Raw genomic sequence first — 14,502 nt, 5'->3', positions numbered from 1 at the left:
TCTACTCCGGCCGTGGCGTCAAAATGCGTGGTCCGTCGGCCGTTGCCGCCACTGTGTGTTCCCAGTGCGAGGACCACGTTCCGTCGGTAGTGATCACTGTCCAGTCATCGTCAAGAACGGCAGTGTCATAGGTGCCTAAGGTCAGCATTGGTTCGATCGCCAGCACGGATCCCTCTTGGATCAGCGGCCCGCGACCGGCCGGGCCCTCATTCGCCAGGTAAGGGTCCTCGTGCATTTCGTGGCCGATTCCGTGCCCGCCGTAGCCGTCGACAATTCCCAAGGACACGCCGTATTTCTTTTCCGCGTCGCGCGTGGCCATTTCCAGTGCGTGGGATACGTCGGTCAGCCGGGCTCCGGGGACCATGGCGCGGATACCCGCGGCAAGCACGTCCTGGGTCGCTTTATCCAATGAACGGAGCGAGCCGCCCGCGGGGGATTCGGGGTCGTCGGGCAACTCGTCGCCTTGCAACGCACCGTCTTTGCCGATGCCGAATGACCAGGCGCTGTCGCCGACCCAGCCGTTCAACGTCGCGCCGCAGTCGATAGAGATGTAGTCCCCTTCTTCCAGCACTTCGTCGGAAGTGGGGATTCCGTGAACGACGACGTCGTTGCGCGACGCACAAATGGACGCGGGGAATCCCCCATAACCCAAGAAGGTGGGTATGGCACCTGCGTCACGGATAACACTTTCGGCGACCGCGTTGAGCTCAAGCAAGCTCACTCCCGGTTTGGCCGCGTTCTTCACGGCGACGAGAGCATTGCCGACGATGGCGCCGGCGCGTTCCATCTGGTCGAGCTCGTCCGGTGTTTTGGCGGGGATTTTCTTCTTCCGACGGCGGAATGACATGAGCTCCACTGTAATACTCGAGTGAGTACGTGCGTCACACCGCGGCGGATAAGCGCCACGGAGTCAACACCGGGGCAACACGATGAGCGCCTAGCTGTCGCTGGAAACCTCGTCGGCGGCCTCGGCGGCGTCGGCCTCACCGGCCAGGGCCTCGTCAACCGGAGTCCCGTCGGCAAGCATCGTCGGATCCACCCACGGGGAAACCACAGGGCAACCGGCGTGGTCGAGCACCGTGGCACCCACCCCATACACGTCGGTAATCATCCCGCGGGTAATCACTCGCGGCGGTTCGCCCTGGCTGTGCGGAAGCCCGTCCTTGAGGGCGACAATGTGGTCGCAGTAGCGTGCCGCCAAGTTGAGATCGTGGATGGCGACAAGCACCAGGCAGTCCGTACTTGCCGCATAATCGCGCACCACTTTGAGTAGCGAAATCTGGTGGCGAAGATCCAGAGCACTCGTCGGCTCATCCAAGAGAAGAACACGCGGACGGCGGACCAAAGCCTGAGCGACCGCGACCAACTGTCGCTGACCACCAGAGAGCTCTGCCAAATTCTGGTGCGCCAGGTGATCAACACCCAACCGGCGCATGGCCTCCACGGCAGATTCCATCACATCGTGGCCAGAGAGAAGCGTCTTCGACCCTCGCGCCGAGACCACGACAGATTCGAAAGCCGACAGCGCGGCACTCGTCGGCAAATCTTGCGGAACATAGCCGACGGAACCTCGCTTGACCTCATCACCATCCACCGTGACGGAGATATTGGCCACCTTGCGCATGATCGATTTAATCAGCGTGGATTTACCACAACCATTGGGCCCCAGGAGCCCCACCACATAGGTTTCGGGTGCCGTCTGGAGTTCCAGGTGCATGCCGTCGATAACGACATGTTTGCCATAGGCGACGTGGAGGTCGTCGATCTGGAGCTGTACTGCCATTAGAGAGCTCGCCTCCGTCCCAGGATGATGGCCAGGAAGAAGGGCACGCCGATCAGCGAGGTCACAATGCCGATCGGGATGGCTATACCGGGGTTGACGATCTGCGAGCCGACGTGGGCGGCGACCATCACCAGGCCACCGACGGCCATCGACGCAGGCAGGAAGTAGCGCTGATCTTCGCCGACGATCAGGCGGGCAATGTGGGGGCCGACCAGGCCGACGAACCCGATGATTCCGCTAAAGGCGACGGCGGTGGCAGCCAGCACCGAGACCACCAGCATGGTGGTGATCCTCAGGCGGGGAACATTAATTCCCATCGCCTCGGCCCGCGCCTCACCCAGCCGGAGAGCTGTCAGCTTCCACCCGTTGATGACGAAAAACGGGATGCACAGCACAATGACGGCAGCCAGAATGCCGTTACCGATCCACGTTGCGCGCGTCATCGAACCCATGGTCCAGAACACAATCTGTTGGAGGGCCTCCACCGTGGCCATGTACTGCATCAACGCGAGCATCGCCTGAAACAGGAAAACCAAAGCAATGCCCAGCAGAATCATGGTCTGGTTACTCCCGCCGCGGACGGTGGCCACACCAGCAATAATTAACGACGCCAGAACCGCGCAGATCCAGGCGATGAACGCCAGGTTGAACTGAGCCTGAGGGATGACGGTCCACCCCAGCACGATGCTGGCCGCACCACCAAAGGCCGCCGCGGCGGAAATGCCCAGGGTGAAAGGCTCGGCCAGCGGGTTATCCAAAATGGTCTGCATTTGTGCGCCGGCCATCGCCAAAGCAACACCGACCAGAAGCGCCATCACCGACATCGGGAGGCGCAGGCGCCAGATCACGGTGTGGATCTGGCTATCGACAGCGTCGGGAGTGAAGATGGCCTTCACCACAGTTTCGGCACTGTAGTTAAAGGAACCAACCATGTTGGCCCACACGAAGCAGCAGGCCGTCAGCACGACAAGGGCTCCGATAATGATCCAGTTTCGGAGCGCCCGCCGCTTATAGTCTTTGATGATGTCCATAATTTACGAGGTGAAGAACGTTCCAGAGTAGGAGTAGGGCAGCCAGTCTTCGTGGAACTTCTTGAAGTCGGCCGTCGGGTCAATATCCTTCATCTCATCGGGGTGCATCCACTTGGCGAACTGCTCGATGGCGAAGATGTTCCACGGGCTTGTGTAGAACTGGTGCCAAATGGTGTAGAGGTGACCGTCCTGGCCAGCCTTGAGAGCGTCGAAGCCCGGGGTCTTGAGCAGGCCGTCGCGGGTAGCCTTCGCGGTGTCCTCGTCGGTGCCGTATCCGACTTCGGCATTAGGGACCTGGTAGGTCTTACCGGGTTCCTTCGCCCACTCACCACCGGTCGCGATGACAACGTTCGGGTTCAGCTCCAGGACCTTTTCGGGGGCGAGGTCACCACTCTCTTTATCCCCAAGGACTTGCTGGCCCAGGTTCTTCCCACCAGCAGTCGGGATGAACTCACCGAGGTTCCAATTGCCGACGGTTGCGCAGCAGTCCTTCAGACCTGCGGCACGCCAGAAAAACGACGGGGTCTTGTCCTTGCCGCTGACGGCGTCGGTGACCTTCTTTTCCATGCTGTCGTAGTAGTCGTTGTACTCCTTGGCTTTGTCTTCGTAGCCGAAGATCTGGCCGAGGGTGGTCATGGAGGCCTTGGTGTTCTTGGCCGGGTCTGAACGGAAGTCAATGAACGCGTACTTCACGCCGGCTTGGTCGAGTTTGTCGGTGTAGCCAGCGACTTTAGCCCTGGTCTTGACGTCGATCGGCATGATCAAGATGTCGGGGTTATAGGAGACGATCTTCTCGACGGTGGTATCGCCGGAGAGGATCGAACCCATGTCGGGGATCTTGTTGATGTCGGGCTTGGCCTCGGTGATCTTCTTCCAGAAGCTCGGGGACTGCTTCTTGGCGTCGTTGGCGATGGCCACGACATTCTCGGTCGGGTTGTCCTTGTTCAAGGTGGCCAGGGCCATCAGCGCGCGGCCTTCACCGAGGACGACGCGTTCCGGTTTGTGGTCGAGTTTTACGGTACGGCCGTCAACATCTTGAATGGTGACCGCGTCGTTGCTGGAGCTGCTGCTGTTGTCGGATGTCGAGCTACATCCGGTCGCGAGAAGCGCAACGGCAGCGAGAGCCGCGAGTATTTTTCGCATAAATCAAACCTCAAATGAGTCAATGGGATTAGCGCACCCTAAATTAGCATATGAGGTTTTATAAGTAAAAGAACTGAAGATAAAAGTGAATACCATAGGCAACTTTATGTATGGGGTTCACTTTTTGCCCACGTTTTTAATGAGACCCACGTTCTTAAAGAAAAAGGCATGAAAAAAGCCCCCTGTGCCGGGGGGCGGTAGCGTCGGAAAGGAAAACGACGCTAAATAATGTGCACGCCAACGGGCGGTTTAGATTTTATGAATCCAACGCCTTCAGCGCTTCCATGGTCCGCTCGTTGATGTCCTCAACGGATCCTTCAGCGACAATGCGGATAATGGAGTCCTTGTAGTACTCCAGCAGCGGGGCGGTCTCGTCGCGGTACACCTTCAGGCGGGTGCGGATCACGTCTTCGGTGTCGTCCGCACGACCACGGGCCAACATGCGCTCCACAACGACGTCTTCGGAGACGTCGAACTGAACAACCGCGTCGAGCTTGGTCCCCAAGCCGTCAAGGATGTTCTTCAGTTCATCGCCCTGTTCCACGGTCCGCGGGAATCCGTCAAGGAGGAATCCGTCGGCAGCGTCGTCCTGGCTGAGCCGGTCCTTCACCATATTGACGGTAACGGACGTCGGCACGAGCTTTCCGGCGTCGATGTAGCTTTTTGCTTCCTGGCCTAATTCGGTGTTGTTACCGATGTTTTCCCGGAACAAGTCGCCGGTGGACACGTGTGGAACGCCGAGTTTGTCGGAAAGAATGGCTGCCTGGGTGCCTTTACCAGCACCGGGAGGGCCAAGTAGAACGAGGCGCATATTACTTCAAGAACCCTTCGTAGTTGCTCTGCATCAATTGTGATTCGATCTGCTGAACTGTTGTCAGGCCGACGCTCACGAGAATCAGGATCGCGGTACCACCGAACGGAAGCGAACCGTGGGTTCCTCCGGACGAAGAAATTCCCATGTCGATCAAGATGTTCGGCAACACGGCGATAACACCGAGGTAGAGCGAACCGACGAACAGCAGACGATTCATTACGTACCCAAGATACTCCGCTGTCGGCCGGCCCGGGCGAACGCCAGGAATGAAGCCACCGTATTTCTTCATGTTGTCCGCCTGCTCGTACGGGTCGTACTGGATGGACACGTAGAAGAAGCTGAAGAAAATGATGAGCGCGAAGTACAGGATGATGTACTGCCAGCTGGCTGGGTTCTGCAGGTACTGGATCACATCACGCTGCCACCAGTTGTTCTTGACGTTCGTCTGCGAGGAGTTCACGATCTGCGTAATCAGAACCGGCACATAAATCAGTGACGACGCGAAGATGACCGGAATAACACCTGCCTGGTTCACCTTCAGCGGCAGGTACGTGGACGTCTCACCATATTGCCGACGGCCCACCATGCGCTTGGCGTACTGCACCGGGATGCGTCGCTGCCCCTGCTCGATGAAGATCACGCCGATGACCAGAATGAGGACACCCACGACGACGAGGGCGAAAGCCAGCCCGCCGGAGCCACGAAGAATCGCGGCACCGTCGGCAGGAAGCCTGGTGGCGATACCGGCGAAAATGAGCAGTGACATACCGTTGCCGATGCCCTTATCCGTAATGAGCTCACCGAGCCACATAACCAGGACAGCACCTGCCGTCATGACGAGAACCATCATGGTGACGCCGAAGGTGCCGACGTTGGAGTCCAGGACCTGGACGCCTTCACCCAACAGCTGCTGGCGGTCGGCCAGGGCAACGATGCCGGCGGACTGGAGGAGGGCCAACCCTACTGTCAGATAGCGGGTGTATTCGGTCATTTTGGCCTGACCGGACTGGCCTTCCTTCTTCAACTGCTCGAACTTGGGGATCACCACGGTGAGCAGCTGAACGATAATCGACGCCGTAATGTACGGCATGATGCCGATGGCGAAGATCGATAGTTGAAGGAGCGCCCCGCCCGAGAACAGGTTGATCATCGAGTACACGGAGCTTTGATCTTGGTTCAGATCATGTAAGCGATCGCTAATACTCGAGTAATCGACTCCTGGTGTGGGAATTTGGGAACCGATCCTGTACAAGATGATCATTGTTATGGTGAACAAGATCTTCTTGCGAAGGTCAGGGTCCCGGAATACCGAGAGGAAAGCGGACACATATCCTCCTGAGACAGTAAGGCATAAATTTTTAGGCGCAGGCCAACGACTAACACACTCTAGCAGCACCGGCGGGTGAAGGCCTATCCGTTCGGACTTGGAAAAGGCCTGTTCGAGCGAAAAGGGGCGACCCTTTCACCTACTCAGGTGAAGGCCGCCCTCTTTTCCTATCAGTTCAGGCTTGTCCGGCCGCGTTGACTGTGATTTCCGTTACGACGCCACATGTGGGGCCGTTTCACAGTCACGAACAGTCACGAGCCGGAGCCCAGCGATGATGATCGCTTAATTACTTGGTTTCGGTGACGGATCCACCGGCAGCCTCGATCTTCTGCTTGGCAGAGGCCGAGAACTTCGTTGCGGTCACGTTGACCGACGCGGTGATCTCGCCGTCGCCAAGAACCTTGACCGGCTGCTTTGCGCGGACCAGGCCGGCAGAGGCGAGGTCGGCGATGGTGACGTCGCCACCGTTTTCGAAGTGCTTCTGGAGGTCCGCAACGTTGACCACCTGGTAGGTGACCTTGTTGGGGTTCTTGAAGCCCTTCAACTTAGGCAGACGCATGTGGATCGGCATCTGGCCACCTTCGAACGCAGCAGAGACCTGCTTGCGTGCCTTGGTGCCCTTCGTACCGCGACCAGCGGTCTTACCTTTCGATGCCTCACCGCGGCCGACGCGGGTCTTGGGCTTGTTCGCGCCCTTCGCTGGGCGCAGGTCATGAAGCTTGATGGGTTCGCTCATATTTTCCTACTCCCCCGCCACTTCTTCGACCGTGACCAAGTGGCGAACCACGTTGATCATCCCGCGCACCTGAGGGGTGTCGGGCTGGACGACTGAGTGACGAATGCGCTTGAGGCCGAGGGACCGAAGATTGTCCTTCTGCTTCTTTCTGGTACCGACGGTGCCTTTAACCTGTGTGATTTTCAGTGCCATGGGTTACGCCCCCTGCCCTGCGCGAGCGCGCAGCATACGAGTCGGGGTGACCTCTTCGACAGACTTGCCACGACGGGCGGCGACCTCTTCGGGGCGCACGAGCTGCTTGAGGGCATCCACGGTTGCATGGACAACGTTGATGGCGTTGTCGGAGCCGAGGGACTTCGACAGAACGTCCTGGATTCCCGCGCATTCGAGAACCGGACGGGTGGCGCCACCAGCGATCACACCGGTACCGGGGGCGGCCGGGCGGAGCATCACGATGCCCGCGGCAGCCTCGCCCTGGACCGGGTGGGTGATGGTTCCGGCAATCATGGGCACGCGGAAGAAGTTCTTGCGAGCCTCTTCGGCACCCTTCTGGATTGCGGCGGGAACTTCTTTGGCTTTGCCGTAGCCGACGCCAACCATGCCCTGTCCGTCACCGACGATGACGAGGGCGGTGAAGCTGAAGCGACGACCACCTTTCACAACCTTGGAGACGCGGTTGATGGTGACGACGCGCTCGATGTACTGGTTGCGGTCGTCGTCGCGGCCGCGTCCGCGGCGGTTGTTGCGATCATTGCGGCCGCGGTCGTTGCGGCCCTTGTTGTTGTCGTTCTTGTCGGCGGAGCGTCCGCCGTCACGCCGTTCACGTCCCGGCATTACGCGATCCTTCCGTTGTTGAGTGCGGTGCTATGCGTGGCCATTAGAATTTCAGACCACCTTCACGTGCGGCGTCGGCCAGTGCGGCGACGCGACCGTGGTACTTGTAGCCACCGCGGTCAAACTTGACAGTCTCAATGCCCTTCGCCTTGGCGCGCTCAGCGATCAACTCGCCAACCTTGGCGCCGCGGGCTTTCTTGTCGCCCTCCATGGCGCGGACTTCAGGCTCGATGGACGACGCAGCAGCCAGGGTGTGGCCGATGGTGTCGTCGATAACCTGGACGTGCATGTGCCGTGAGGTCCGGTGCACGACGAGGCGCGGGATCTCAGCGGTGCCACGGAGGTTCTTGCGAATACGGAAGTGGCGAGCCTTACGAGCCACGCGACGGCGAGTGGCAATGTCTTTACCGATAGGGAGACGCTTGTTGTCGTTGCTCATTACTTACCCGTCTTTCCGACCTTGCGGCGGATCTGCTCACCTTCGTAGCGGATACCCTTGCCCTTGTAGGGGTCGTCCTTGCGCAGACGACGGATATTCGCGGCGAGCTGTCCCACCTGCTGTTTGTCGATACCACTGATAGAGAACTTGGTCTGTCCGTCCACGGCGAAGGTGATGCCTTCCGGTGCCTTGATCAGGATCGGGTGGCTGTAGCCGAGGGAGAATTCCAAGTCGCTGCCTTTAGCCAGCACACGGTAGCCAACACCGAAGATTTCCATCTTGATGGTGTAGCCCTCGGTCACGCCGACGACCATGTTGTTGATCAGTGAGCGTGACAGGCCGTGCAAAGAGCGGCTCTTGCGGTGATCGTCCGGACGGGAGACGACGATCTCGTCGCCTTCCTGAGCGATGGTGATGGGCTCCGGAACGTCGATGGCCAGGGTGCCCTTAGGGCCCTTGACCTCAACGTTTTGCCCGTTGATGGTGACGGTGACGTTGGATGGGACCGCCACTGGTGAGTTACCAATACGCGACATGTGTGTTCACTCCTCCCCTACCAGACGTAGGCGAGAACTTCTCCGCCTACGCCCTTCTCAGAAGCCTGACGGTCAGTGAGCAGACCCTGGGACGTGGAAATGATAGCCACGCCCAGGCCACCCAGGACCTGAGGCAGGTTGGTGGACTTTGCATAGACGCGCAGACCAGGGCTGGACACGCGGCGCACACCGGACAGCGAACGCTGGCGGGTGGAGCCGTACTTCAGCTCGATGGTCAGGGTCTTACCGACTTTGGCGTCCTCAACGGTGAAGTCAGCAATGTAGCCTTCTTGCTTCAAGATCTCTGCGATGTGGACCTTGAGGTTCGACGAAGGCATCGAGACAGTGTCGTGGTACGCATTACTTGCGTTGCGCACGCGCGACAGCATGTCGGCGATAGGATCTGTCATGGTCATGGATGTGACCTAGTGCCTTTCTCGCTGCGGTTCCCTTCCACCACGCGTTATCCCCGTTTCGGGCAAGCGACTGATGGGTTACCGCAGAAAATCCCCCGGCAATGTCACTGTCGCCATCCGCGAGCTAGTTGCTCTGCGCTGTCGTGCGCGTAACTAGCCCATCTAGCTGGGGTTTTGACAGGATTATTGCCGAGGGTTCAGGTGAACCACTCAGGGGCGCCGAACCAGCTCAGTAACTGATCGGCTCGCTGCTTGTCTTCGAGGGACGCTGTGAGGCGGGTGGGCCTACAACAAAGTAGATGTACAAAGACTCAAGCAGTCTAACAACCAGGGTATTTCTTTCAAAATCGCTTGCCGACGGCGGTCAACGCGGTGCTTTCGTGTGCGCGTCGCGCTGTCTTTATGCACCCCAGAAGGGGCTGCCCCTCCAGCACGCTCAGAGTTACGATGAGGTCACCAGATCATCATCGGATAGAAGGAAGAGCCAGGTCATGCCCTTCACACCACATGCTCCATTTGTTCTCAATATTAACGACGAGGCTCCGTCCGCGAAGGAGGGCGATTTCCCCGCGGCGCAACGCTTAGCAACTGCCGACGGAGCGACGATCGTGGCATTCCGCTTCGCGCCCGGTCAGCGCCTGGATTCGCATCATGCACCGCACCCGATTTCCGTCCAGGTGATCGAAGGGGAGGTTGAGTTCGCCGTCGCCAGGAAGGCGTCTGATCCGTCGGAAGTGGATGAGAAGGAGTTCACGGCGACCACGTTGACGCCGGGGATGGTGCAATATGTTCCGGCGTTCGTGGTTCACCATGTGACGTCGAAGGATGGGGCGATCATGCAGCTCACGCTGCACACCGGCGACCATGAGGGGTATCAGGGGCACTCCGGGAAGCCCGAGAAGCTCCCGTTCGAAAAGTAGCGCTGGGCACCCCTAGATAGCCTTGTCGAACTGCTCAATCGCCCACGGAATGGTCAGCGGGTTAGGCAGACTCATGGCCGTTGCGGTGTCCTGAGAAATCTCCCGCATATTCCCTTCTTTCACAGCTTTAATGTTCTGGAACAGCGGGTTTTTCTTCGCTTCCTCATTACTTCCGGCGTAATCGAGCAGGAAGAGGTAGTCGAGTTCGTCGAGCTGAGAGAGGTTCTCGGACGAGAGATATTTATAGAACTGGCCGTTATCTCCCTTATTAAGGTCGTCCGGAATGACGAATCCCAGGTCCTTAATAAACTGTCCGCGTCCATCGCCACTGGTATAGACCGCGAATTGGCCTTGCATAGCAATAACTGTGGCGGCTTTCTTACCTTTTAGATCCGGGTGAGATGACGAGAAATCATCAAATTTCTTCTTAGTGTCGCTGACGAGTTTATCGCCGTCGGATTCCTTACCTACCGCCTTGGCAATTTCTTTGACCTGAGCGTCCCACGGCACCTGGTAGTCCGCGTACTTGTCGGAGTGAACAGTGGTCGGCGCAATATCGTTGAGCCGCTTCTTCTCATCATCTTTCAGCCCGGAGTTCACGGCAATAATCTTCGACGGCTTTGCAGCGGCAATTTTTTCCAGAACGTCGTTGCCGATTTCCTGGGAGGTTGCCGCCATGACGGTGATGTCTTTGCCCTGGACTTTGTCACTCGCCCAGGGGCCGACGCCGTTGTCCTTCTTCTCATCCATCCCCATCGGGGTCAAGATGAAGGTCGGCGTGATGTTCATTGCCAGGAGCGTGCAGTAATCCCCCCATCCGATAGCGGCGATGCGGTCGTTCTTGCTTGAGTTATCGCTGCTCTTGTCATCATCGTCATTGCTACATGCGCTGACGACGCCGGCCGTGGTGGCCAATGCAGCAATAGCGAGGGAAGATTTCAAGAAGTTACGACGACTGGTTGGCACGGATACCCCTTTCACTGCGAGATGAGGCGGTCGAAATCCCACGTGGGCCTCATTCACGCATTGTGTTGACCGCATACGTAGGTCTCGGTCAAAGAACACGTATCACTTTAGCTAAGCCTTACAGTGGGAGTCTAGGGATATCGGCCTGTGGTTACACACACTCGTTATTTCATAACCTAGGCATCAGTATGTACGCCGGGCTTATCTTTATATGCCGTACACTTCCGAGCAGACCTAAACGGCGTGTTCGGAGAAAGAACATTATCGACGTGCAACCACTCGCACGACACAGCGTCGGGCGAGACGCTCACTGCCATATATCCGTGGTGAATGAAATCTATCCACTTAAACCACGCATTGGTTTTCTGTAGAACGTCGGCAGCGGTGGTAGAAACTTGCCGTGCTGCCTGGTCTAATGCCCGCGATTTCGCAACCGTATCGAAAAGCCCATTAGCGGTAATAGACGGCGTCACAAACTCTGTGGCAACAACATCTTTGGATGCTCCGGTCCGATACTTTTGAATGTCTCGCGGAATGTCATTGGCCCACGACGAGTGAATATCGCCAGTCAGGAACACCACGTTTTTCTTAGTGTCGGCGATTAGGTCAATAATCTTTTGCCGTTCAGCCATATAACCATCCCACTGGTCAGTGTTCAGAGGGATCCCCTGGTCCGGCAGGCCGATTTGTGTGACCAACCAGTCGTGTGTGCGCTGGTCAAGACCGTCGGGAAGAGTCATGGGTGCGAACATCACTTCGTTGGCAACCATCTGCCACGTGGTCGGTGAGCTGGAGAGCACATTCCCGAACCACTCGAACTGGGTTTGCCCCATCATGGATCGGTCATCTTTCCCAGCGGCCCGAATAAAATCCGGATCCGTCTTGAGGAACATCTTTTTATTGGTATAAACCAGCTCGTAATCGCGGTACGTGCGCAAATCCGGAATGATGAATTCCATCAGGTTTCCGTATTGCAGCTTGCGGTAAAGGTGCGAACCTTGGTTCCCCGCGCTCACCCGCACGGGTAGCCATTCAAAATACGCCTGCATCGCGGCAGCTTTGATGGCTTGATAATTGTCATCCGGTTCGGCTGAGCTCCCGGCCGCCCCGTCGCGCCAGTTGTTGTCGGCAAATTCGTGATCATCCCAAATACAAATGAACGGCTTGACTGCGTGGCAATCGGCCAGGTCAGGGTCTTCGTGGTAGCAGCCCTGACGGATGCGATAGTCCTGCAAAGTCGTGGTGCGCTCCGCCGGCTGCACCACGCGGACTTGCGAATCGTAGGCCCCGTTGTACCCGCCCGTCTCGTATTCGTAGGTGTAATCGCCCAGGTGGAGGACGAATTCCAGGTCGTCCCGCCCAGCAATGTCCCGGTAGGAACGAAAGTACCCGGCCTCGTAATTACTGCATGAGACCACACCGAAATTAACCGTCCGCTCGCCACCGCTGCCCAGCGCAGTCCGAGTCCGGCCGACGCGCGAATAGTGCGGTTTCCCATCGCGCTCAACAGCGAACCGATAGAAGTATTGAGTGTCGGGCTGCAGGTCTTTCACATCAACTTTGATCGTGTGATCTTTGCTTGCCGACGAGGTCTCGTAGCCGCTCCGAACGATTTTCGTGAAATCCGGCGACGTGGATACCTCCCAGTTGACCCGCGTATCCGCGCCCTTTTCCGACCCCGGTGTGGCCTCAGGCGAAGGAGTCACACGTGTCCAGATGATGACGCTGTCAGGTTGAGGATCGCCCGACGCGACGGAGTGGCGGAAGAGGTCAGTGTCGACGGCGTCGGTCTGCGGGGCCGCGTTTGATCCCGGCGCGTCACCTGCGTAGGCCCGGGGATACCGCCCGACGAGCGCGCTTCCAGCTGCAATAGTCCCGCCAGCCGCTAATGACGAGCGCAAGAAACTCCGACGCGTGTACGAAGGACGTCCGGCCGGCCGCTCGGCTTCGCGGTGAATGCCCTCCGCGCTTGTCGATTCGGACGACGTTGCCGCTGGCCGCTGGTTGTTGTTGCGTTCCTTGTTCGTCATAACGATCCTCTCCTCTACCGTGCTCTTCTGTTCGTGCCGTTTTTGCCTTCGCGCGGCCATTTCATGAGGTGGTCATCCTCACGAGCCCGGCCGTCGCCCGCACCTAATTCACATGAACACTGCCGTCGTCGTTGACGGTCACGTCGGCATTCATGGCGGCTGCGAGGTTGATGCGCTCCCAGGAACCGCGTGGCGATTGGTCATCAAGCGGCATCCCGGCGGGACCCGCGGTTTGTTCGATCACTTGGGCGCGCTGCTCATACGTGAGGTTGGGGAAGGCGTTAATCAGGAGGTCGGGAGCAGCCTGCGGCACGATCATCGCGGCATTCGGGTCGCTGACCGGCGCGAAGTCGTAGTTCATCCGGTAGGCATAATTGCCGAGCGCGTTGTCGTCGTATTTGCTATCCGCGGCCACACAGTTGGCCAGAGTGTCGCCACACCTCCACTCCAGCTCAGCGCGAATTTCCTGCGCTGCCGCCATGAGGTTGTTCCTCATGCGCGGGTCGTTCCACCGGTCAGCAGCCGCGGCCAGCCCCGTCATCCGGCCACCCATCACGTCGAGCGGATAGTGAACACCGAGGACCACGCGGTTGTACCCGGCCTCGGATCCGCGGGCGAGCAGCTGGTCCGAGAGTTCGGGCAGCATGGTCGCGAGCAGCGTCGTCGTCCATGTTGCTTGGTTTGTGTGACCGGACGGGAATGCTTTGGAATGCCCGTAGAGATCCTCGCCGGGGACCTCGTACTTGTTGATCTGGTCGGGGTGATCGTCATAAGGGCGGGTCTCATTGAAACCGATCTTTTCGACGATGGTGCTGCTCGCTAGGCCACCCGCCCGCGCGGTAATCCCACCGAAGAGCATCACCGTCTTGGGGAGGCGATTCTCGTTGAGAGCCTGCCGGAATTCCTCGCCCAGCCGGCCACCGAATGCGTCAGAAAAGAGCTGGAGGACACCCTCTTTGTCGGCGCGCGCGTCGCTTTGTGCCCGCGAGATGGCGGTCGGGTTCGTCGCGGCGTCGTGGTTAATGCGGGTGAGCGTCGCGAGGTTCGTGTCTTGGACCTCGGGGTGGTGGGCTTTGAGGTCCGGGTACGAGCCGACGACGTCCGCGTAGATGCCGAACGGGTGTGAGCTGAGGTCAGAGGGGTACCAGTTGTATTCCTCGGGCGGGAACGCCTGGGGTGTGGGGGCTCCCTCGTGCTGCACAGGCGGGTGAAGGTACGGAATGTTCGCGGTGATGTCCGTGGCGGCTGCGGCCCGCGGGGTTGTGGCGGACGGTGCAATTCCGCCGGTGGCGACGGTGGCCCCGAGGACAAGCGAGGCGACGGCGACTCGTGAGAATCGGCGCGAGGGTTTGTGCAGCGAGGGACGCGATTTCGGGCGGGAGGGGAACAGTTCAGACTGGGACATCCAGGCGTACCTTTCAAAACGTGTGGTAAGCGCTCGGTGGGCCAATGACGCAGGTCGGGGTCACTGGTAACTGCATCTATGGTGCGGGACCATAGCGACATAGTGTCGACGCTAAGGTGTCG

Annotated in this window: 16 protein-coding genes; 1 reads left to right on the top strand and 15 read right to left on the bottom strand. The window is 58.8% G+C overall.

Translation table 11 applies throughout. From position 1 onward, the window contains the following. Position 1 precedes the first annotated feature (1 nt). From map to rpsH, 12 genes are all read right to left on the bottom strand, one after another. The gene (gene map, locus Q3981_RS07950; RefSeq protein ID WP_303125065.1) at positions 2-847 is read right to left on the bottom strand and encodes a type I methionyl aminopeptidase; all 846 of its coding nucleotides are present in this window, start codon (positions 845-847) and stop codon (positions 2-4) included. 90 nt (positions 848-937) lie between these two features. Continuing rightward, positions 938-1,783, bottom strand: a complete 846-nt coding sequence (locus tag Q3981_RS07945) for an ABC transporter ATP-binding protein (RefSeq protein ID WP_303125064.1) — start codon at positions 1,781-1,783, stop codon at positions 938-940. Then, a complete protein-coding gene (locus Q3981_RS07940) occupies positions 1,783-2,817 on the bottom strand; it encodes an iron ABC transporter permease (RefSeq protein ID WP_303125067.1) in 1,035 nt (344 codons plus the stop codon). Before Q3981_RS07940 ends, Q3981_RS07945 begins: the two co-directional genes overlap by 1 nt. After that, positions 2,818-3,957 (bottom strand): ABC transporter substrate-binding protein, encoded by a 1,140-nt coding sequence (locus Q3981_RS07935; protein WP_303125063.1) that lies wholly within the window; start codon positions 3,955-3,957, stop codon positions 2,818-2,820. It lies immediately after the preceding gene. A gap of 256 nt (positions 3,958-4,213) precedes the next feature. Beyond that, a complete protein-coding gene (locus Q3981_RS07930) occupies positions 4,214-4,768 on the bottom strand; it encodes an adenylate kinase (protein WP_303125062.1) in 555 nt (184 codons plus the stop codon). 1 nt (position 4,769) lies between these two features. Continuing rightward, positions 4,770-6,098, bottom strand: a complete 1,329-nt coding sequence (gene secY, locus Q3981_RS07925; protein ID WP_012732398.1) for a preprotein translocase subunit SecY — start codon at positions 6,096-6,098, stop codon at positions 4,770-4,772. 286 nt (positions 6,099-6,384) lie between these two features. Then, complete coding sequence (rplO, locus tag Q3981_RS07920; RefSeq protein WP_046202889.1) at positions 6,385-6,834, bottom strand: 50S ribosomal protein L15; 450 nt, start codon at positions 6,832-6,834, stop codon at positions 6,385-6,387. Positions 6,835-6,840: 6 nt separating this feature from the next. Further along, positions 6,841-7,026, bottom strand: a complete 186-nt coding sequence (gene rpmD, locus Q3981_RS07915; protein WP_012732400.1) for a 50S ribosomal protein L30 — start codon at positions 7,024-7,026, stop codon at positions 6,841-6,843. Positions 7,027-7,029: 3 nt separating this feature from the next. Next, positions 7,030-7,668: a 30S ribosomal protein S5 gene (gene rpsE, locus Q3981_RS07910; RefSeq protein WP_012732401.1), complete on the bottom strand. Its 639-nt coding sequence runs from the start codon at positions 7,666-7,668 to the stop codon at positions 7,030-7,032. Positions 7,669-7,711: 43 nt separating this feature from the next. Continuing rightward, on the bottom strand, positions 7,712-8,107 hold the full coding sequence (rplR, locus tag Q3981_RS07905; protein ID WP_012732402.1) for a 50S ribosomal protein L18: 396 nt from the start codon (positions 8,105-8,107) through the stop codon (positions 7,712-7,714). After that, positions 8,107-8,643, bottom strand: a complete 537-nt coding sequence (gene rplF / locus Q3981_RS07900) for a 50S ribosomal protein L6 (protein WP_012732403.1) — start codon at positions 8,641-8,643, stop codon at positions 8,107-8,109. The genes rplR and rplF overlap by 1 nt, the downstream gene beginning before the upstream one ends. A 17-nt stretch (positions 8,644-8,660) precedes the next feature. Next, positions 8,661-9,059 carry a 30S ribosomal protein S8 gene (gene rpsH / locus Q3981_RS07895; RefSeq protein WP_012732404.1) on the bottom strand — a complete coding sequence of 133 codons (399 nt, stop codon included), beginning with the start codon at positions 9,057-9,059 and terminating at the stop codon, positions 8,661-8,663. Positions 9,060-9,550: 491 nt separating this feature from the next. Here rpsH and Q3981_RS07890 point away from each other — a divergent pair, with 491 nt between their 5' ends. Further along, entirely contained in the window at positions 9,551-9,979 is a 429-nt protein-coding gene (locus Q3981_RS07890; RefSeq protein WP_303125061.1) for a hypothetical protein, read from the top strand. 12 nt (positions 9,980-9,991) lie between these two features. Here Q3981_RS07890 and Q3981_RS07885 read toward each other — a convergent pair whose 3' ends face one another. The 3 genes from Q3981_RS07885 to Q3981_RS07875 all read right to left on the bottom strand — a co-directional run bounded on the left by Q3981_RS07885 (position 9,992) and on the right by Q3981_RS07875 (position 14,380). Continuing rightward, the gene (locus tag Q3981_RS07885) at positions 9,992-10,945 is read right to left on the bottom strand and encodes an ABC transporter substrate-binding protein (protein ID WP_303125060.1); all 954 of its coding nucleotides are present in this window, start codon (positions 10,943-10,945) and stop codon (positions 9,992-9,994) included. 176 nt (positions 10,946-11,121) lie between these two features. Further along, a complete protein-coding gene (locus Q3981_RS07880) occupies positions 11,122-12,975 on the bottom strand; it encodes an alkaline phosphatase (RefSeq protein WP_303125059.1) in 1,854 nt (617 codons plus the stop codon). A gap of 103 nt (positions 12,976-13,078) precedes the next feature. Continuing rightward, positions 13,079-14,380 carry a phosphatase PAP2 family protein gene (locus Q3981_RS07875; RefSeq protein WP_303125058.1) on the bottom strand — a complete coding sequence of 434 codons (1,302 nt, stop codon included), beginning with the start codon at positions 14,378-14,380 and terminating at the stop codon, positions 13,079-13,081. Between the last annotated feature and the right edge of the window lie 122 nt (positions 14,381-14,502).

Source organism: Corynebacterium sp. (genome assembly GCF_030530965.1).
GTDB lineage: Bacteria > Actinomycetota > Actinomycetes > Mycobacteriales > Mycobacteriaceae > Corynebacterium.
The sequence above is the reverse complement of the archived record's forward strand: the minus strand, read 5'-3'. Positions and strand labels throughout refer to the sequence as shown.